Here is a 19349-nt window from a genome sequence, read left to right on the forward strand (position 1 = left end):
TCTGCGGCGCCGCTGTCGTCCTCGTCGTGAAGGGTCGACCCCAGCGCGCCGCTCGTTGCCACCCGCTACTTGGGCTTCAGCGGCATCTCGACCTTGGTGGTCGGCGCGTCGTTCTCGGGGTCCAGGTCGTTCGAGGCGGCGTTCTCCACGTCGCGGTTGATCCCGCCGGAACCGCCGCCCGAGCCCGCCGCCTTGCGTACGAGCTTGCCCTTGAGCGACTTCTGGCCGTCGGCGGCGATCTCGATGGTCTCCTCGAAGACAGCGAAGCCGGCGGCCTTGAGCTCGAACTTGTGGGAGCCCGGGAGCAGCGGGATCTTCAGCGGGGTCTTACCCTTGCTGACGCCGTCGACGAAGATCTCGGCTCGCGCGCTCGCCTCGACCAGGAATTCCACAGGCTGGACCGGCTCACCAGGAGGATCTTTGGTGCCACCCGTGTTGGCGCCGGCGGTGTCTACAGCCACGGTGTCGGCGACGGCGGTGTCGGCGGCCGCGCTGTCGACGGCCGCGCTGTCGACGGTCGCGGTGGTGTCGACGGCCTTGACCTCGGGGATCACACCGGCCTTGGCCGGGGCCGCGGCGAGCCTGGCCTTGAGCGCGGCGGCCCGATCCTTGGCGGTGACGCGCGACGGGTCCTTCATCAACACGCTCTCATAGGCGGCCAGCGCCTCGGCCAGCTTGCCGGAGGACTCGAGCTTGCCGGCGCTCTCCAGCTCCGCCGCGAGGGGATCAGCGGCGATCGGCGGCACGGCAGCTTTGCCCGGCGGTGGGGTCGGGCCCGGGCCCTGATTCTGGATGTACGCGTAGACGAGGCCGCTGGTCAGCAGCAGCGCGAGCAGGCCGAGGATCCAGCTCGAGCCACCGCGCGGCTCGGGCGGCGCGGCGTTCGGCGCCCCGAGATCGACAGCAGGGATCGGGCGCAGACCGCTGGCCTCGACCGCGGCGGCGAGGGCACGCTCGTGCTGCGGCAGCGGCTCGGCGCGCACGGCCGGTGGCTCGGCCGCGAAGGCCCGCTGATCGCCGGTCGGCGCGCGCACCCGTTGGTCGCCGGTCGGCGCGCGCACCCGCTGGTCGCCGGTGGGTGTGCGGCCGAGGTCGCCTGTCGGCGTACGACTGGCCGGCGCGACCGGCAGGCGGAACAGCGCCGCGGGGACGCTGTCGATCAGGCGCTCGACGATCTCGTTGGCGTCGTTGGGGCGGTTGTCCGGGTTCTTGGCGAGACAGTCGTGGATGAGCTCGATGAGCCCCTCGGGCACGTTGCTCCCGGGACGCAGCGCCTCGGTGAGCGGCGTCGGCTTGTCGTTGACGTGCTTGTAGAGCACCGAGCGCGCGCCGCTCTGGCCCTCGCCGACAAACGGCAGGCGCCCCGAGAGCATCTGATAGAAGACCACGCCGAGCGAGTAGACGTCGGTGCGGGCGTCGAGGGGCTTGTTGAGGATCTGCTCCGGTGCCAGGTAGTCCGGGGTGCCGACGACCGGGGCGTCGTCGTCGCGTGGCGGGCCCTCGAGCACCTGCCCGAGGCCGAGATCGAGGATCTTGACGTAGTTGGCGCGGCCCTGCTCCTCCACCAACACCACGTTGCTGGGCTTGAGGTCGCGGTGGACCAGACCTCGCGCGTGCGTGGCTCCCAGGCCCTTCAGGATCTGCGCCGCGATCGGGACGAATCCCTCGAGGGTGAGGCGACCCATCTGCTGGATATAGGCCGACAGCAGCTTGCCCTCGACGAACTCGCTGACCACGAACACGCGGCCGGGCTCGCGACCAAAATCGATGATGGCGGCGATGTTCGGGTGCTCCAGGCCACGGAGGGCCCGGGCCTGCTCCTCGAACTTGGCGACCGCGGCGGTGTCGTCGACCCACGGCACGTTGAGCAGGTGGACCACGACCGTGCGGTGCAAGGTGCGGTGCGTGGCCAGGAAGACGCGGGCCTTGCTACCCTGACCGAGGAAGCGCTGGAGGGTGTACTGGCCGCCGATGGTCTGGCCGATCAGGGATTCTGTCGCCGCGCTGTTGGATCTGTAGGCCGGCATCATGCCCTCTCGCTCAGGCCCGACGGGCCGTGCGGATGAACGTGGAAACCCCCGTCTGGGCCTCCGGGGAGTCGTGGCCGACAACTTAGCACGGAGGCCGCCGCCAGCGCCTCATTCCGGGCTGTTCACGCAATGATGGAGCAAAAAAATGGGACGGTCCCGGCGGGCGGAAGTGCGCTATTGGTGGACTTGGTATCAGTGGGCGGTGCTGGCCTGATGAAGTTCCTGCGCGACGCGCTCGTGAACTGCTCCAGCCTGTCCCAAGGGCCAGACTGGGTCCGGGTGCCACACGCCGCGCGGCTCAGACTCAAAGAGGCACCCCTCCAGGCCCGCGGCAGGGCGACAGACCGTGGCGGCCACCGTGCGGCTCAGACCCCGACGCTGGGCTCGAACAGCCAACGCGTCTCGCACTCGCGGGACTCGCCGCGCCTGGCGATCTCGGCCGCGATCGCCGGCATCTCGTCGACCAGGCGGGGAGCCCCGTCGTAGAAAAAGCGCGGGCTGGCGCCGGCCTCGTACCAGCAGTCGAGGCCGTCGATGCTGATGATATGGCCGCGGCGCAGGCGAAACAGGATGTTGTCGGGCGTGAGCGCGTCATCGAAGGACTCACGCAGCTTCCCGATCCTCCGCGCCTCGGGGCTCAGATCTTCGAGCTGGTTGGCGATCACCGCTCGCAGCTCGCCGAGCGCCCGCAGGCTCTCCATCTCGCCCTCGCCGCCCCAGAAACGGCCGTGGATGTACACATAGGGCGGCACCATGACCCCCGTCATGCTTGCGATCTGCTGGGCCTCGCGCGGCTGCAGGTGGAGGTTCTGGCGGCGAAACACGATCCCCTCGGCGGCGAACAGCGCGGCGACCCGGTCGGTGGCGGCGTCCTCGGGGTAGCCGAAGAGGACCACCCGCCGCTGCGTGTCGCGAAAGTCGAGCGCCTCTTCCGCGGACGCAGGGTCTTCGACGCTCGCAGTAGTTGCTGGATCCGGCGCGTCCGGGGCCCGCAGGAGCGGGGCCACGGCGTCCTGTACGACGCGGGGCGCGTGCTCGAGCACGGCGTCGGCGAGGCGGCGACCGCCGTCCCGGACGCGCTCCGGCAGGTGCTTGTGGGCGACCTCGTGAGCGCGACGGAGCAGACCCTTGAGCATGAGCGCAGGATAAGTGGCCAGGCCAGCGTCCGCCAAGGCTCCTGCGCGCACTGGTTTTCGCACACGCCGCGCCGCCGACCTGACCCGCGCGCGATCCGCCCGAAACTCCACGTTGGCCCGGCATCCGTGATACAAGGGCTCCTCGCTCGATGCTGCGGCCCTCGCTCCACCTCACGCTCGTCGCGTCCGTGTCGGTCGCCGGCCTGGTCCTTCCTGCCCCGGCACTGGCGCTGGCGCCAGCCAACGCTGACGCCGACGCGATGTACGAGCAGGGCCGAAAGGACTTCAGCCAGGGCCTGTACAAGTCGGCCATCGAGAAGTTCGAGGTCGCGTACAAGCGCTCGAAGGACCCGCTCATCCTCTACAACATCGGCCAGTCGTACAAGAAACTGTACGACGACGATCGGCAGCTCGAGTACCTCAAGAAGGCCCGCAGCGCGCTCAAGGAGTACCTCGCGGCGATCGAGAAGGATCCTGGCCTCGGCGCTGACCCCGAGGAGATCAAGCCGGCGCTGGCCGAGATCGAGGCAGAGCTGGCCCGCCGCGAGCCCGCACCGACGCCCGAGGGCCCGACGGAGCCCGAGCCGCTGCCGCCTTCCCGCAGCGAGGACCCCGGCAAGAAGCTGCGCCTCGCGGGGGTGGGCATGATGGGCGGAGGCGGGGCGCTGCTGGTGGTCGGCGGCGTCCTCGGCGGCGTGTTCGCGGCCAAGGGCGGGCGCCTCGGCGCCGAGCTCAACGGCGACGGCGGGCTCTACCAGCAGCAGATGACGATGAACTGCGCCGAGGCCATGCAAGCAGACGAGCCGCCTGGTTGCGCGACGCTGCGGGCCGACATCAGCTCGACACGCAGCGCCGGCGAGAAGTCGAACCTCACCGCGGGCCTGTCGTTCGGAGTGATCGGCGGCGTCGGTGCGCTGCTCTTGATCGGCGGCGCGATCAGCTACAGCCTCGGACGCAAGCGCAGCGCCGACTGGCAGGCCGAGACAGCCCACGTACGCGTGCTCCCGAGTCTCGGCGGACTTGTGTTGCAGGGCCGCTTCTAGGTCTCGGCGTCGTTCAGCCGATGTGCTGGCCGATGTGCTGGCCTATCGCTTGGCCGTGCCTGGGCTCAGAACTTGCCGAGGCGGAAGGCCAGGGTCCCCGTGAAGCCGCCCAGCAGGCGATCGCTGGGGCCGCTCCACGCCTGGACCACCGCAAAGCGATAGCCGCCGGAGATCACCAGGCGCAGCACGCGGGTGAGCGCGAAGGAGAAGCCGAGCTCGGGCTCCGCGACGAACATCGCCGCCCGGTTGACGCAGCGATCGAGGCGCTCGTCGTTGAGGCAGACACGACCACCGCCGACCAGCGCGCCGACGCCGAGGCTGAAGAACTTCACGCGCACCAGCGCGACGCCGAGAGTGACACCAGCGTACTGGGTGCGCAGGTTGAAGGTGCGCCCGTCGTTGCGCAGCGCCGGCAGCGGGGTCACGAGGGCTGAGCCCGCCGCGCCGATGGCGAAGCGCTCGGCGATCAGGACCGCGAAGTCGGCCCCGAGCATGAGGCTCGGCAGGCGATTGATGCCAGTGAGCTTGAAGGTGGGCGCGATGTACACGCCGACCTTCGCGTCGCGCGTGAGCAGCGTGCTGCCCTCGCCCCACGCGCGGCGCGGCTGTGGGGCTGCGACGCCGTAGCGGTCGGAGGGGCTGCGTATGGGCTCGCCCGGACGGGCTTCCGGCGCAGCCGGGTCGCTGGCGCGAGCGCCGACCGCGGCTGGCGGCGTGGGGCTCTGGGACGGCTCCGTGGTCGTGGGCACGACCACGGGGATCACGACCGGCGCGGGGCCGGGGTCGACGGACGAGGTGGAAACCCCGACATCTGGCGGCCGGCCATCGACGGGACGCGCGGGCGACATCGGCGGAAGGCTGCTCTGCGAGCTCGGGCGCGTCGGCGGGACCTGAGCCGCAGCGTGGGCCGTCGACGCGAGCTCGGTGCACAGCGAGGCGACGCAGCAGAGGAGGGACGTACGTAGCATGCCGTGGCCTGATGCTCGCAGGCCTACGCCATCGATGCAACTGCGACGAGCTCGCCGCACGGACGCGAGCGAGGGCGTGTTACCCTCGCAGCTGATGACGCCTCGTCGCTGCACCCTCGCCGCGCTGGCGCTGACGATCGCCCAGCTCGGTGGCTGCGTGCCCGAGCCGGCGAGCGTCGTCGAGATCCGCAGCGCCGTGTCGGAGCTGGTCGATCAGGGCCGGGCGATGGCGATCGAGCACGCGCTCGTCAACCTCACCACCAACCTCGACCCGACGCCCTCACCGGCCGCGCTGGCGGCGGCGGTGCAGGCCTCGGTCGCGGCCGCGGTGCCCTGCGCCGAGGTCAGCGCGGCCGACGACACCACCGTGCTTATCGACTTCGGCGCGGGCGCGGCGACCTGCAGCGTCGGCGATCGCAGCTTCGCGGGCGCCCTGCGCGTCAGCTTCAGCGAGCCGACCCCGGACGGCCGTCTCGCCACTATCAGCTTCGTCGGGCTCAACAGCGAGGGTTCGGGGCTGACCGGCACCATGCGCGTCACCTGGGGCGTCGACGAGACGCGCCGCGTCGTCAGTGAGGTGCGCCTCGACACCCCCGACCTGCGCCAGATCGAGATCCAGTCCGACCGGATCCAACGCACGTACCGCGGCGCCCTCCAGATCGACGGCTGGCACCGCTGGCAGACGCTCCTGGGCCGCTGGAAGATGGAGCTGCGCGGCTGGGAGCAGGACCCCACGGCGCCGGTGCCGGACCGCGGGATCGCCGACATCGCCACGCCGTACGAGCACGACATCATCCTCGACTTCACCGGGCCACGCGCGGAGGGCCAGGAGCTGAGGGCCAACGGCGGGCGCCGGGACCACGTGTTCGCCGTGGCCGCCGACGGCGAGATCATCGATCTCGGCGACGACTGAAGCGTCGGCGAGCCCGCCTGTCCCGTGGGACATGTCCTCAGGGACCGGCGTAGGCGTCGCTGAACTCGGCGATCGTCGACATGAGGCCACGCGGCACGTCGACGCCGTCGCGCGACATCTCCCGCAGGGTGCGCTCGTAGTCCTCGAGGCCGGTGCCGGGGATCCGGGTGATGCGATCGAGGGCGCCGCGCAGCTGCTCGATCGACTCGTCCGACATCAACCAACCGTGGACCGCGTGGAGGCGAAAGACGCGGTCGAGCCACACGCCCGAGGAGGACTTGGTCGCCAGAGCGATGAGGCACTGGATGCACGAGCGCGCGGTCGGGTGGTCGCCCGGGACGTTGGCACCCATCAGCTGATTGGTCAGCGCGAGGGCGTAGCGCTCGGCCTCCTTCAGCTTGCCCATGTTGAGGCTCTTCTGGACCAGCTGGCTGATCAGCTGCGGGAATTGGGTCTCCTCGTGGGGCCCGATGGTCTTGCGCAGGCTGTCCATCGGGTCGTCGACCGGCGCGAGGCTGCCGTCGCTGATGATCGAGATAATCTCGCGACCGATACGGAGGTTATCGCCGTGGTTCAGCGGGGTCTTCACCCTGCCCTGCAGCCGCTGTCCGTTGAGGTACGAGCCGTTGCTGCTGTCGAGGTCCTCGACCACGAGGTCGCGATCGGTGACGTGGAGACGAGCGTGATAGCGGCTACACAGATCGTCATCAAGGCACAGCCAGCAGTCGCTCATGCGTCCGACAAGGTGCGACCCGATCGGCAGGGCGAGGGTCCGACCGCCGAATTTGATCTTGAACTGCGGCACCGGGCGCCGATGGTACCGCAAACGGTCGACGCCCCCCAAGCGCCCGTAACACCTGCGCATGCCCGCTTTGGACGCTGTGCGCGCTGCCTGAGGGCCACCGCCGACCCCTCCGCCGGGATCTCCCGTCAGTGGACCAGGAATTTGTCGTCGGGCGTGACCTGGCCGCCCGAGAGGGTCACGCGCACGACTTGCCCGCGCACGCCGCCGGTGCCCGTGCCGCCGCTGGTGTCGACGACAAACACGGTGCCCGTCTCCGGCGCGTTAATGATCCGCGTCGGGCCGACCAGCGCGATGCTGGAGGTGACGACCCCGACGTCGTAGGGCGCGTAGCCGGTGATGGTGCCGAAGCTCTCGTTGAAGTTGCGCGGGATTCGGGCGCGCTTGAAGGCTGCGAACGCACCAGGCCACGCCACGTCCGTGGTCGGCACCGGGTCGATCAGGCCCTTGAGCGAGGTCAGGTCGAGCACGAGGCTGAACATCGGATTGCTGAAGCGCAGCGCCGGCACGGCGCCCTCGTCGGGCTTCTCGCCGTAGCTGAAATTGTGGAACAACCCGCCGGGAGCGTCCGGGGGGAGGCTCAGCGGGCGCGGCGTGTCGATGAAGCACGGGTTCGGCGTGCCGGCGCCCGGCCGCTCGCTGCCAGGTGGGCAGGTGGGAATCGGCCAGACCGAGTTGTTGCGCGTGTCGGCCTCGTCGCTGCCGAGCCGGATACGACTCGTGAGCAGGTTCGAGACGTCCGGATCTTCGTAGCACTCCTGGGTCATCGCGTCGGCGCGGACCTTCTGGTCGAGGAAGTCGTAGGCGCCGGGTCCCCGCAGCACGAAGCTGTGGCGCGCGAGCACGAGGTAGCGGGCCAGCTCCTGCACGCAGGTGGGCCCGGGCAGGCGCCGCAGGATGCAGTCCTCGTCGTCGCCGCAGGGGCGCCGGCACAGGCCGTCGATGCAGAGCGGATAGATGTCGGCCGGCTCGGCGCCCTCCTTGACCAGCTGCAGGCAGTCGTCGTGGGTCTCGCAGCCGGTCTCGGGCTGCTCCGTCCCGCACAGCAGGGGGCGCTGGCATTCACGCGGCGTCTGAAACGGCGCCGGGCTCTCGGGCGGCAGGCCACGGAGATAGCTGCCGTCGCACACCACATCGTCGGCGAGGTCCTTGTCGGCGTCGGGCTCGGTGTCGCTGACGCCCGTGTACATCAAGTACGCGGTCTCGGGCCGATCGAGCGCCTGCAGCCACAGCTCCGACTGGAAGGCTCTGGTGACCAGATACTCGCGGACCGGCGAGCCGCAGGGGTCGTAGATGAGGTCCGCGCAGACCTGGCGCAGGTAGTCGTCGTTGGCGAAGGCGGCCTGCGAGACGCAGATGCCGGGCGCGCCGCTGGTGGTGGTGCTGCGCGCGTCGACCAGGCAGTACTGGCCCACCCCGCAATCCGCGTCCTGGGCGCAGCCGAACAGCTGCAGCTTGTCGCCCGCGAGCACACCGGCGTCGCAGAAGCGGGCCGTGCTGTCGACGATGCGCGTGTCCCCCGGATCGGTGCTGAGGCAGGTGCCACCCTCCCAGCCCGGGTGCTCGCACACGAGCTGGCCCGTGGCGCTCTCGGTGCCGGGGATCTGGCCCTCCCAGAACAGGGTCCAGGAGCCGGAGATCCAGCTGCGATAGTCACGGACGACCGCGCGGACGACCTCGTTGGCGTAGAGCCCGGTGCTACCGGTCTCACCGGCGTCGGGGTTGCCCAGGCGATCGCCCTCGGTGGCGAGGATCCGCGGGGAGAGCAACGGATTGTTGGGGACGCGGCAGCGGCCGGGGCCAGGGCTCGTGCCGGCCAATGGGTTGTCCGGGACGCATACGGCCTCGGCGTTATCGGTGTCCTTGCGGCAGCCCTCGTCGTCGACGTCGACGTCGTCCTTGCCATCGTCCGGCTTGTAGGCGCAGGTGAAGCCGAGCTCGGCGTACGCGAGATCGATGCGCCGCAGCGAGGGCGCGAGCACCTTGAGCGCGTCGGCCCCCTCGCTCTTGCCGGGCTCGTTGCGCTGCGGCTCGGCGTCGTCCATGCGCGGCAGACCCTCGACCTCGACGTTGGCGGGGCGCGGGTCGATCTGCGGCCACAGCATGTGCGGCTGGATCGTGGCGTCGAGCAGGCCGAGCGGGTCGATCGTCGCCGACACCCGGGCGGCGGTCGACTTGCCGGTGGCGTCGGTGTTGAACTGGTCGAAGGTGACGAAGACGAGGCGGCCGAAGCTGGTCGCGCCGACGCCGGTGACGCCCGGCTTGCCGAACGGCGACGACGGGGCGTCGATCGAGGACTCGGCGCTCTTGACCACCTTCTGGAAGGTCCAGTCGGTGATCAGCGATCCGTTGGGGCCGCGGATGCCAGGACCGCGGGCGAAGGGTCGGCGGTCCGGCGGGTTCTCGCCGGGGAACTCGGCGGGGTGACACACGAGGTCGAGCACCGCGGTGGGATCGACCTGGGTGTCGCACTCGCGGCCGATCGCCGTGCGGTTGGCGTCGAAGTCGCGCCGGACCACGCGGGTCGAGCCGTCGCCGGCGACGATGTAGAGGAACTGGTGATAGGGCTCGGCGCCGTCGAGGTTGAGCTCCATCGCCGGGGTCGGACGGATCACGGAGATACCGCTGGCGTCCTGCAGCTCGAGCTGGAGCGGGTCGGTCAACCAGCGGCGACCGTCGTAGCGCAGCTCGAATAGGGTGTCGGCGCCGAGGCCCCCGACGTAGAGGGCGTGGTCGACGATCTCGAGGTCGGCGGCGTCCTGCGGCTCGGTCACGGGCGAGATCATCGCCATCGCCGACGGGTACACGCCGCCGACGTCGCCGGGGTCAGCACCCTTGAGCACGTCGGGCTGGTCAGCGAACAGCTCGGGGCAGTCGATCGGACACTTCGGATCGACGCCGGTGTCGTTGACGGTGATCGCTGCGGTGTCTGGATCAACGACGAACTGCCGGCTCTGCAGGATCCGTTGGGTGCGCAGGTCGACCTCGGCGATCAGCTGGCACGACGGGAAGGTGACGTAGACGCTGCCAGGACGCTCAGGATCGCAGGTCGAGAGGGCCGCGCCGCCAGTGTCACCGGTGCCGCCAGCGTCGCCGCCGGTCGTGTCCTCGAGGTCGCCGAACAGCACGCTGTTGCTAAGAACCGGCGGGGTGGCGAGGACCTGCCCCGGACGGGCGCCGAGCGGGCTGCCGTCGCCGCGGGTGGGCGTGATCGCGTTGACCAGCTCGCTCGGGTCGCGGACCGGGACCTCGTCGAAGGCGTAGGCCGAGAGGCCGGGTACGTCGAACAGGCTGAGATCGCAGCTGCCGAGGTTGGCCGAGACGGCGAAGCAGCCGGTGATGTCACCGGTGGAGATCGTCATGCTCGAGGGCACCTTGCCGGCGTCGATCAGCTGCGCCCCGGGGGCCGCCGGGTCCATGTCGAGCACCGAGTTGGCGCACTTGCTGAACATCGCCACCGAGTCGCGCTCGGAGTTGGCGACGAAGCCGACCAGGCGCAGATCCTCGCAGGCGGACTGGATGCACAGGTCGAGCGAGGTCGGCCTGATCTGGTCACTGTCGGGGTCCTTGCGCATGCACGCGAGGACCATGTCGGTCGGACGATCGAGGACGCGGTTGGGGACGATGACGCTCTGGCGGTTGTTGCAGGCCGTGAGCGCGAGCCCGATCAGCGTGAGGCAACCGGCCGCGAGAACGAAGTTATTACGGGACGCTGGCACGGGGTGGTTCACCGCAGGTAGGGCACTTGCCGGCCGATCCGCGCGACCTCGGAGAAGCGGGTCGGGCGCAGGCGGCTGATGTCGACGACGCTGATCGTCTTGTCGAGCGAGTTGGCGACGTAGAGGTATTGGCGAGCCTTGTCGACGGTCATCGCGTGTGGCCCGGTGCCGAGCACGATGTTGGCGACCACCCGCACCCCGCTGAGATCGACGATGAACATCTCCTGCGGCTTGTAGCAGGTGACCGCCGCGTACTCGTTGGCCTGGTCGGCGAACAACGCCATCGCGGTCGGCTGGGCGCAGAGCTCGACGAAGCCGGCCGTGGTGTCGCGGGTGAGGCCGCGGATGTCGAGGCTGGTGTCGACGTAGGCGAGCGCGCCGGGGCTGGTCTGGACGGCGAACAGGCGGTTGCCGTCCTGCGAGAAGCCGATGTCACCGAGCACGGCACTGGTGCCGCTGACACCGAGGTTGAAGGCGGCGGCGGTGAAGGCCCCGGCGGTGTAGAGGCGGGCGTCGCACAGGAAGGCGCCCTCGGTGCGCGGGTCCCGGAGGTCGTCGTCGAGCAGCTCGTCGTTGGAGACCTCGTCGGCGGTGAGGCAGCGCTGGCCGAAAGAGCTGTCGGCCGTGTCCTTGCGCAGGGCGACGTAGCGGGCCTGCTCGCGCTCGAGCGCCTCCTTCTCGGCGACCAGGGCGGCCTTGCGCGCCGGGTCGGCCTCCGCCGCGATCTCGTCGGCGAGCCCGGCGATGCGAGCGGCGAGGTCCCCCAAGATCACGTCCAGGTAGTCGGCGTCGAGCGGCACGGCCTCGCTGAGGAAGGTGCGGGCCGCGACCAGGTTGGTGCGAAAGCCGGCGTAGATGAGCGAGCGACCGCACTCGATCGCCTCGCCGTCGGGGCCGCGGGTGAGCGTGAGGGCCGGGACGTTGTCGGTGCCGGCGAAGCAGGGCCGGCGCGCCAGGCCCCAGCCCGCCCCGGGCTGGCCGTTGAGGTCGAAGATCGTCGGCGTGTGCACGATCGCCGGCTTGCCGTCCTTGCACACCTCGTCCTCGCCGACGCCCTTGCAGCGCGGGGTCTCGCCCTTGGGGAGGCTGAGCGCCGAGCGCAGCTTGTACTGGCCCTCGAGGTCGATCACCGTGATCTGCGAGCGGCTGGCGTGGGTCACCAGGACCTGGGGGTCGCCAGGGGTGGCGAGGATCACCGCCGGCTCGGAGTCGAGGCGGATGGCGTCCGGATCGTTGCGCGTGTGCTTGAGCAGGCTGTCACCCGCGCAGCGACGCGGGTCGTACATGCCCGAGTCCTCGCCCTGCCCGCAGCGCAGCACCGGCGCCTCGTCCTGGCCGCCGGCGACGTCGATGAGCGTGATGCTTGGGTCGCCGCGGACCGCCATGAGCAGCGTCGCCCGATCCACGATCGTGCCGGGCGCCGGTCGCTCGGGGGTCCAGCCGCGCAGGGCCGTGCCGAAGTTGCCGATCAGGACCTCGGCCCCCTCCTCGATGAAGTAGGTGTCCTCGCACTCGACGATCTGCGGCTTGAGGGCGTTGCGCCGGCAGGGCACCGCGGCGCTCAGGTCGGCACCGACGTCCGCGACCTCCGGCCACTTCGTCCACGCGCCGTCACCCTTCGCCTTGCCCGGGGGTCGACCCGGCAGACACGCCTCGGCGTCGCCATCCTCCGTCTCCTTGATGCCGTCTCCGTCGAGGTCCTTCCTTCGAAAGCAATCCTCAGGGCTTCGCATCCATTCATTGAAGAAACGCTCGAGGTCGACGGGGACCACCGACCCGGCATTAAAGACCAGGTCGCTGTTGGCGTTCAGCACGAACATCCAGCGGGCGGGCAGGTCCTCCGCGACGCGCGGGTCGAGCACGGTGCCGGCAGGGAAGTACAGACCAGCGCCGTCCGGCATGATGCCGCGGTTGCGATCGTTGCAGCCGCACGCGAACGCCGCCAGCAGCCCGACGCCAAGGACCAACCCGCAGGCCTGCGCATGGGCCAACCCGCGGGCCTGCGAGCGGGCCTGCCCATGGGCTTGCCAATGCCAATCGGCAAGCCAATGGGTTTGCGAGCCGGTCCGGTCCCGCTGCGGGCTGCGTCGCCGTGGCATGCGGCCGGAAGCTATCACACCCGCACGCCCCCGCGCACCTGCAGGCTCATGCGCCCCCCCCGGCGTCGCTCCGCGACATCGCGGCGAAGAAGGCCAGCGAGTGCAAGGGCCGCCGCAGGTGCGCACGCAGGGCCGTCTGGGTCAGATCTCGCAGGCCACGCCGCAGCTCCACGGACCCGGCGTCGAGTGGCCCCGGATCACCGCCGGCCGCGAGGTCCCTGGCCATCGCCAGCACCACCCCCGGCAGACGCAGCGCGCCGCGCTCGTGCGCCAGGCACAGCACCCCGCCGCGCTGCGCATCGAAGGCGACGCCGCCGTCCGGCCCGCGCAGCGCCAGCTCGCCGCACACGCAGCACAGCTCAAGCGCCGGCAGCAGCCCGAGCGCATGCAGCAGCGCCAGCTCGTAGCGTCGCAGCTCGCCGGGCCGCGGGATCGCCTCGATCACGGCCGCCAGCGCAGTGCACAGCGCCGCGAACACCAGCGCGTCGGCGTGCCGCGCCAACACCAGCTCGTCGGTCAGCTCGCAGAGGTAGGCGACGTAGGCGAATCGGTCGAGGTCGCGGCCGACCGGCGAGTGGTCCGCGCTGGCCTCGAAGCGCTCGAGCCGGGCCAAACTCCCGCGTCCGCGAGCCACCCCGGCGAGCCCGCGCAGCCCCGCCGGCAGCCCGCCCGGGAACCGCCGCTTCGAGTTGCGGGCCCCGCGGGCGGCCGTCTCGAGCTTGCCGTGCTCCGGCGTGAGCAGCACCACCAGCAGGTCCGACTCGCCGAGCGGCCGGGTGCGCAGCACGATCGCCGGGACCGTCTCGGTGGCGCTCTGGATCGGCATTACAGCGCCATTAGCCAACGATGTTCAGCACAACCGTCGCCAGCCAGAAGTAAAACAGGAGCCCGAGGATGTCGACCGAGGTGGTGACGAAGGGCCCGGTGGCGATCGCAGGATCGATGTTGAGCCGGTTCAAGATCAACGGCGCGCTGGTCCCGACCGCCGCGGCGATGATCATGCTGCCCATCATCCCGAGGGTGATCACCAGACCGAGGCCAAAGGGATCGCTCCCGGTGGTCCCGAGCAGCGGCGCGAGCAGGGCGATCACGATCCCGTAGACCATGCCCAGGCTCGCCCCGAGGGCGACCTCGCGGAGCACGAGGCGACCGATGCGGGTGTGCTCGACGTATCCGACCGCGATCCCGCGGACCACGATCGTCGAGCTCTGGGTGCCGACGTTGCCACCCATCCCGGCGACCACCGGCATGAACAACGCCAGCGCTGGCACGCTGCGCAGCGCAGTCTCGAAGCCCTGGAGCGAGATCGCAACCAGCAGGCCGCCGCCGGCCGCCGCACCGAGCCACGGCAGACGGGCACGGAAGCTGGGCCCGAAGGTGCGGGTGTCGACCATCATCTGGCCCGCGCCGGCCATCCGGAGGATGTCCTCGGTGGCCTCCTCCCGGAGCACGTCGACGATGTCGTCGATCGTCACCACCCCCAGCAGGCGGCGCTGCTCGTCGACCACGGGGATCGCCACCAGGTCGTAGCGGCTGGCGACCTCGGCGACCTTCTCCTGATCGGTGTCGGCGGTGACGGTGACCAGCTCGGTCGCCATCACCGAGTGGATCGGCTGGTCCGGCTTGCTCAGCACCAGGTCGCGCAGGCCTATCACCCCGACCAGGCGATCATGCTCATCGACCACGTAGAGGTACTGGACGTGCTGCGGGAGCTCGTCCGCGGTCTGGATGAGGCGGGTCGCCTCGGCGATGGTCACGTCCTGGTGGACCGAGAAGAAGCTCGGCGACATGATGCCGCCGGCCGAGTGTTCGGGGTATGCGAGCAGCTCCTCGATCGCGTGGGCGTCCGCGGCGTCAAAGCGCGCGAGGATCTGACGCAGCTTGGCCTCGTCGATCCGCCCCAGGATGTCCGCCGCGTCATCACTCTCGAGGTCGTCGAGCAGCCCCGCCGCCTCCTCGGGCGCCAGCCGACCAATGATCTCCGCCGCCACCTCGTAGCGCATGCCCGCCAGCGCCGCCGCCCGCCGTTCGACCGGCAAGTGCTGCATCACCACGTCCTGCGCGCGCGGCTCGAGGTTGTCGAGCTGGGCTCCGAGCTGGACCGCGTCATAGCGGGCCAGCGCCCGGACCAACCGGCGCATGTCGCCGCTCGCCACTAGCTTGGCCAGGTCCGCCGGATTCTGAGCCAGACGCATGTGCCCCTTCCTTCGCTCCCTTCCTTATTAAAGGAAAGGGGGAAGCACTAACGGAGGGGCGGAACGAGCGTCACGACTGGGGCAGACCCGGCGCGCTGCCGCCGGCCATCACGAAGGCCGTGGCGACGATCAAGGCCACCATCAAGGCGACCGCGATCCACATCAACAACCGTGAATTGGCGGCGAGGGAGGTCGCTCCCCGGAGGCGCTCCAGCAACGGCGCGAGGCCCCGGAGGTCGAACAACGCCGGCGCCGGCGTTGGCGCAGCATCAGCCCCACTTGCACCACCGACGGCCCCACCTGCTGCAGTGGCCGCAAGGGCGTGCATCGGCGCCTGGACGGCACCACGAGGCGCCGCGGCGGCCGAGCTGCTGGCATGAACGGCCGCCGGCCGCGCCAGCTGCGGCGCATGCCGATCGCGGCGGCCGGACTTCACCTGTTGCAGCGCCCGCTCGTGCTCGTGGAGCAACGCCATCACGACATCGGCGTCGAGCGACAGGGAGCGAGCGCAGCAGCGGAAGAAGCCCTTCACGAACACAGGCCCGGGCAGCGCCGTGAATCGATCTTCTTCGAGGGCGTCGATGCTCGCGCGCGGGATCTTGGTGTCGATGGCCAGCTGCTCGACGCTCATCCCACGACGCATCCGTTGTTCGCGGATGTAACGGCCCGGCGACGGCGGACCCTCGTGGGCTTCGGCAGCTTCGCCCTGCGGCGCGCTGACAATCCGGAGTCGTCCCGTGGGAACTCGCATGCGCGCACATTCTGAGATCAGTCTCAGGCCCGCGGCAACCCCCCCAAGCAAGTCTTTACGCCGCGAATGCGCGCAGCGAGGCTTCGCGCGGTTCCGCACGAATCCCTCCAAGTGCCCGTGAACACCATCCACGGCCGCCAATTCGTCGATCGCCCGCGGCCACGACGATCGTCGCCGCGATCGCCGACGACCCACGAAGCCCCACCCATCCTCGCCGTCCCCGCCCCGACCCGCCCGCGGATCGCCTGACTACGCCGCGACCCGGGTCCGCCACACGACGCCGGGCACCGCCCCAGAAAACACCTTCGTCCTCGCCACACAAGTTTTCGTCGCTGCGATCGATCGACCACCGCGACGAGGCACCACGACATCACTGTCACGGTCGCGATCTCGGCCACGCGCTGCGCCGCTCGCCTCCCCCGCACCTGCCTGCCAGGACTCCCTGCAACCTGCTGCGGCTGGTCGCCGCGAGCCCCCCTGGTATCATCGTTCTGTGGAACCCATCGCCCTCGTCGCCCTCGTGCATGCCCATCCCGAAGGCTTCCGCGAGGCGACCTGGATCGGACAGATGTTACGCGAGCAGTGGCCGCCTTACGTGCCGCCCGGTGACGCAGCCAGCGGTCGCGTCCGGGCCTGGTTCGTCGGCGGCGTGCAGGACAACGAGACCCTCGTGCAGTCGCGTCCGGTGGTCCGCGACCCGCGGGCCGACTTCGTCGCCGACCTCCTGCGCGCCCCGACCCAGACCACCCTCGCCGCCTACGCCACCACCCCGGCTGGCAGCTCCGACAACGCCTTGCCCCCGCCGCTGGCGATGGTCCGCTTCCAGCGCTGGATCGGCGTGCACGCGGAGGGTGAGCTCCCCGGTCCCGATCCCGAGGCCCTGCGGGCCCGCCTGCGCGGCCTGCTGCCCGACTTCCTGATCCGCAGCGGCGGCCCGGTCGGCGACCGCGAGCTCGCCGCGCTCAGCTTCCTGGCGATCCTCCACGCCGCGGGTGAGCTCGGCAAAGCCTACGCCAGCCCGGCCGCGATCCGCCGCGGCCTGCTCGCCCTCGACGATCGCCTGGGTCGCCCCGCGGCCTGCAACATCATGGTCAGCGACGGTCGCAGCGTCGGCGTCCTCCACCGCGGCGGCAGCCTCATCAGCCTCACCCCGCCGCCGCCTCCGCGGCCCGCTCGCGCCATCTCCCAGCCGCACCTGCGCCCGACCGCCAGCCTACTCCTCCTCGACCCCGCCGCTCGCCATCCAGCCGCCGACCACCTCCCCGAGGGCGTGTTCACCGTGCACGTCCGTCAGCCCGCCGTGCACGAGCGCGAGTGACCTGAAGCCCGCGCGGGCGACAGCCCGTTTCGAGACGCGCCTCGCCGACGCAGGTATAACCCGGCCGACGCGATGGCAGTGCACGTCCTCCACCACGGCTGGTGCTTCGACGGGGCCGCCTCGTCGGCCCTGTTCGCCGCCTTCTACACGCAGCACTTCGGCCCCGCCGAGCTGCGCTACATCCCGAAGGACCACCGCCCCGGCGACCCCTACGACCCGGAGGACTTCGCCGGCGCCGACCCGGCCGTCGGCCTCGACTTCCGCTACAGCCAGCACCCGGCGATGACCTGGTACTTCGACCACCACGCCAGCGCCTTCCAGCTGCCGGGTGACCGCCGCCACTTCGCCGCCGACCATACCGGCCAGAAGTTCCACGACCAGGGCGCCGCCAGCTGTGCCGGCTTCATCGTCCGCACCGTCCGCGACCGCTTCGCCTGCGACCTCTCCGCCCACGCCGACCTCATCCACTGGGCCGAGCGCATCGACGCCGCCAACTTCCCGAGCCCCGAGATGCCGGTGCTGCTCGCCGAGCCCGCCCTCCAGCTCATGACCTTCGTCGAGAGCAACCAGGACCTCGGCCTCATCGGCCCCTTCATCGACGACCTGCGCACCCGCCCGCTCGCCGACCACGCCAGCGCCGACTACGTGCAGCAGATCGTCCGCCCCCGCCGGACCCAGAACCAGGACGACCTCGACCTCATCGACCGCTGCGCCGTCGTCCGCGACGGCGTCCTCTCGTACGCCCTCCTCGACCACCCCGTCCGCGCGTACAACAAGTTCATCCCCTACTGCCATCACCCGGCGGTCCGCTACGTCGTCGCCATCACCCGCGGCCCCGACCGCAGGATCAAGCTCACCGCCGGCTACAACCCCTGGCTGCCCCGTGAGGCCCGCGAACACAGCATGGCAGCCCTGCTCGAGCCGCTCGGCGGCGGCGGCCACCCCTATGTCGGCGGCTGCAGCTTCGACGCCGACCAGGAGGAGCACGCCCTCGCCGTCCAGCGCGGCCTGGTCGACATCCTCCGCGGCGCCGCGCCGCCGCCCACCAGTCCATGACCCTCGCTCGCCCGGAGCTCGCCGCCACCCTCGTGCAGCTGCGTCGTCGCGTCGACGCCCACTTCGACGCTGCCCTCGCCCGCAGCCCGGCCGCCTTTCGCTGCGGTCCCGGCTGCGAGAGCTGCTGTCACGTGCGCATCGGTGTCTTCGCCGTCGAGGCCGCGGCGATCCGCGACGCCCTGGCCCGCCTCGGCGACCGCGATCCAGCGCTGCGGGCCCGCCTGCGCGTCCAGGCCGACGCTCCCGACCACGCCGATCGCTGCGCCCTCCTGGTCGACGGCCGCTGCGCTGTCTACGACGACCGTCCGTTGATCTGTCGCTCGCACGGCCTGCCGATCGCGGCGGCCGACCCGCACGACCCGGCCGCCTCGCTTCGCCTCGATCATTGCCCGCTCAACTTCCGTGACGAGCCCCCTCCACGGGCCAGCATCCTGCGGCTAGACGCCGTGAATCAGCCGCTTGCCGTGCTTGCCAGCCTGTGGGACGCCGACACCACCCACGCGGCACGATCTCCCGCCGACGCCCCGCGGATCGACCTCGCCGACCTGGCCCGCGTGTCCCCCTGATCCACGAGATCGGCTCCAGCGGCTCCAGCGGCAGCTCCAGCAGCTCCGGCGGCCTGCGGACGCCCATGCACGCTGCGCACGCCAGCAACCTTCGGTGTGCCGCCCCGCGAATACCGCGGTGCATCCGCATACACTTTCGTGTTGACGCCCTCGCACCATGAGCGTACAAACCGGGCCTCTCGCTGCGGGGTGGAGCAGCCAGGTAGCTCGCCGGGCTCATAACCCGGAGGTCATAGGTTCAAATCCTGTCCCCGCTACTGTCCGAAGGGCCAGCTTCTCACGAAGCTGGCCCTTCGGTTTTTCCAGGCCCGCGACGTACCATGAGCCCGTGGCCGAGATCGTGTTCCGCACCCGGCGCGACGAGATCACCCTCGACACCGCCGTCCTCGCCGACGATCCCGAGGCCACCCTGCTCGACGCGGTCCGCCGTGTCGGTCTCCCGCTCGGCCGCTCCTGCGGCGGTGAGGGCGTGTGTCGCAGCTGCGCCGTCGAGGTCCTGAACGGCGCCGACCAGCTCGCGGCCCCCAACGCCCTGGAGCTTCGCCAGCTGCGCCCGCGGCCAGGCGACCCCGAGCTCGGCCGTTCGCAACCTGCGCAGCGTCTCGCCTGTCAGGTGCGCCTGCCCGCGCCCGGCTCCACGTCGCGTGTGGTCCTCGGCCACGCCGCCTGGGGCCGACCGCCACAGGCCACGGATCCCAGCGCCCCCGGCGGGTCCCCGGCCCCGGCCCCCGGTGCTACTGTGGACCCCTGATC

At 70.8% G+C, this 19349-nt stretch carries 15 protein-coding genes and 1 tRNA gene; 7 read left to right on the top strand and 9 right to left on the bottom strand.

The window, feature by feature from the left end; genetic code table 11:
* Nucleotides 1-65: 65 nt before the first annotated feature.
* Nucleotides 66-2027: a serine/threonine protein kinase gene (locus IPJ59_RS03805; RefSeq protein ID WP_293269790.1), complete on the bottom strand. Its 1962-nt coding sequence runs from the start codon at nt 2025-2027 to the stop codon at nt 66-68.
* Between the two features lie 368 nt (nt 2028-2395).
* The gene (locus IPJ59_RS03810) at nt 2396-3166 is read right to left on the bottom strand and encodes a hypothetical protein (RefSeq protein WP_293269792.1); all 771 of its coding nucleotides are present in this window, start codon (nt 3164-3166) and stop codon (nt 2396-2398) included.
* 149 nt (nt 3167-3315) lie between these two features.
* On the opposite strand from IPJ59_RS03810, the gene IPJ59_RS03815 reads away from it, so the two are divergent.
* Nucleotides 3316-4209 (top strand): hypothetical protein, encoded by an 894-nt coding sequence (locus IPJ59_RS03815; RefSeq protein WP_293269793.1) that lies wholly within the window; start codon nt 3316-3318, stop codon nt 4207-4209.
* Between the two features lie 65 nt (nt 4210-4274).
* On the opposite strand, the gene IPJ59_RS03820 is transcribed toward IPJ59_RS03815, so the two are convergent.
* On the bottom strand, nt 4275-5177 hold the full coding sequence (locus IPJ59_RS03820) for a hypothetical protein (protein ID WP_293252719.1): 903 nt from the start codon (nt 5175-5177) through the stop codon (nt 4275-4277).
* Between the two features lie 94 nt (nt 5178-5271).
* Between IPJ59_RS03820 and IPJ59_RS03825 the strand changes: the two genes are divergently transcribed.
* Entirely contained in the window at nt 5272-6090 is an 819-nt protein-coding gene (locus IPJ59_RS03825; protein WP_293252716.1) for a hypothetical protein, read from the top strand.
* Nucleotides 6091-6127: 37 nt separating this feature from the next.
* Here the strand turns inward: IPJ59_RS03825 and IPJ59_RS03830 are convergent, their stop codons facing one another.
* The 6 genes from IPJ59_RS03830 to IPJ59_RS03855 form a co-directional block, all read right to left on the bottom strand.
* A complete protein-coding gene (locus tag IPJ59_RS03830; protein ID WP_293252713.1) occupies nt 6128-6895 on the bottom strand; it encodes an FHA domain-containing protein in 768 nt (255 codons plus the stop codon).
* A 125-nt stretch (nt 6896-7020) separates the two neighbouring features.
* Entirely contained in the window at nt 7021-10623 is a 3603-nt protein-coding gene (locus IPJ59_RS03835; RefSeq protein WP_293269794.1) for a hypothetical protein, read from the bottom strand.
* Nucleotides 10620-12602 carry a YncE family protein gene (locus IPJ59_RS03840; RefSeq protein ID WP_293269795.1) on the bottom strand — a complete coding sequence of 661 codons (1983 nt, stop codon included), beginning with the start codon at nt 12600-12602 and terminating at the stop codon, nt 10620-10622. The genes IPJ59_RS03835 and IPJ59_RS03840 overlap by 4 nt, the downstream gene beginning before the upstream one ends.
* Nucleotides 12603-12756: 154 nt before the next feature.
* The gene (gene recO, locus IPJ59_RS03845; protein WP_293252704.1) at nt 12757-13536 is read right to left on the bottom strand and encodes a DNA repair protein RecO; all 780 of its coding nucleotides are present in this window, start codon (nt 13534-13536) and stop codon (nt 12757-12759) included.
* Nucleotides 13537-13546: 10 nt separating this feature from the next.
* A complete protein-coding gene (gene mgtE, locus IPJ59_RS03850) occupies nt 13547-14905 on the bottom strand; it encodes a magnesium transporter (protein WP_293269796.1) in 1359 nt (452 codons plus the stop codon).
* Nucleotides 14906-14975: 70 nt separating this feature from the next.
* Complete coding sequence (locus IPJ59_RS03855) at nt 14976-15767, bottom strand: helix-turn-helix domain-containing protein (protein WP_293269797.1); 792 nt, start codon at nt 15765-15767, stop codon at nt 14976-14978.
* Nucleotides 15768-16149: 382 nt separating this feature from the next.
* Between IPJ59_RS03855 and IPJ59_RS03860 the strand changes: the two genes are divergently transcribed.
* The 5 genes from IPJ59_RS03860 to IPJ59_RS03880 all read left to right on the top strand — a co-directional run bounded on the left by IPJ59_RS03860 (nt 16150) and on the right by IPJ59_RS03880 (nt 19347).
* A complete protein-coding gene (locus tag IPJ59_RS03860) occupies nt 16150-16974 on the top strand; it encodes a hypothetical protein (RefSeq protein WP_293269798.1) in 825 nt (274 codons plus the stop codon).
* A 72-nt stretch (nt 16975-17046) separates the two neighbouring features.
* Nucleotides 17047-18030 (top strand): hypothetical protein, encoded by a 984-nt coding sequence (locus IPJ59_RS03865; protein WP_293269799.1) that lies wholly within the window; start codon nt 17047-17049, stop codon nt 18028-18030.
* On the top strand, nt 18027-18596 hold the full coding sequence (locus IPJ59_RS03870; RefSeq protein ID WP_293269801.1) for a YkgJ family cysteine cluster protein: 570 nt from the start codon (nt 18027-18029) through the stop codon (nt 18594-18596). Before IPJ59_RS03865 ends, IPJ59_RS03870 begins: the two co-directional genes overlap by 4 nt.
* A 183-nt stretch (nt 18597-18779) precedes the next feature.
* Nucleotides 18780-18853: transfer RNA gene (locus IPJ59_RS03875), tRNA-Met, on the top strand.
* Between the two features lie 71 nt (nt 18854-18924).
* The gene (locus IPJ59_RS03880) at nt 18925-19347 is read left to right on the top strand and encodes a 2Fe-2S iron-sulfur cluster binding domain-containing protein (RefSeq protein ID WP_293252686.1); all 423 of its coding nucleotides are present in this window, start codon (nt 18925-18927) and stop codon (nt 19345-19347) included.
* Nucleotides 19348-19349: the final 2 nt, after the last annotated feature.

This window comes from Nannocystis sp. (genome assembly GCF_016714285.1).
Classification (GTDB): Bacteria; Myxococcota_A; Polyangia; order Nannocystales; family Nannocystaceae; genus Nannocystis.

What these genes read in the sequence shown, in the direction of transcription:
- IPJ59_RS03805 (WP_293269790.1), bottom strand. Translation starts at nt 2,027, where the DNA reads ATGCCGGCCTACAGATCCAACAGCGCGGCGACAGAATCCCTGATCGGC.
- IPJ59_RS03810 (WP_293269792.1), bottom strand. Translation starts at nt 3,166, where the DNA reads ATGCTCAAGGGTCTGCTCCGTCGCGCTCACGAGGTCGCCCACAAGCAC.
- IPJ59_RS03815 (WP_293269793.1), top strand. Translation starts at nt 3,316, where the DNA reads ATGCTGCGGCCCTCGCTCCACCTCACGCTCGTCGCGTCCGTGTCGGTC.
- IPJ59_RS03820 (WP_293252719.1), bottom strand. Translation starts at nt 5,177, where the DNA reads ATGCTACGTACGTCCCTCCTCTGCTGCGTCGCCTCGCTGTGCACCGAG.
- IPJ59_RS03825 (WP_293252716.1), top strand. Translation starts at nt 5,272, where the DNA reads ATGACGCCTCGTCGCTGCACCCTCGCCGCGCTGGCGCTGACGATCGCC.
- recO (WP_293252704.1), bottom strand. Translation starts at nt 13,536, where the DNA reads ATGCCGATCCAGAGCGCCACCGAGACGGTCCCGGCGATCGTGCTGCGC.
- mgtE (WP_293269796.1), bottom strand. Translation starts at nt 14,905, where the DNA reads ATGCGTCTGGCTCAGAATCCGGCGGACCTGGCCAAGCTAGTGGCGAGC.
- IPJ59_RS03865 (WP_293269799.1), top strand. Translation starts at nt 17,047, where the DNA reads ATGGCAGTGCACGTCCTCCACCACGGCTGGTGCTTCGACGGGGCCGCC.
- IPJ59_RS03870 (WP_293269801.1), top strand. Translation starts at nt 18,027, where the DNA reads ATGACCCTCGCTCGCCCGGAGCTCGCCGCCACCCTCGTGCAGCTGCGT.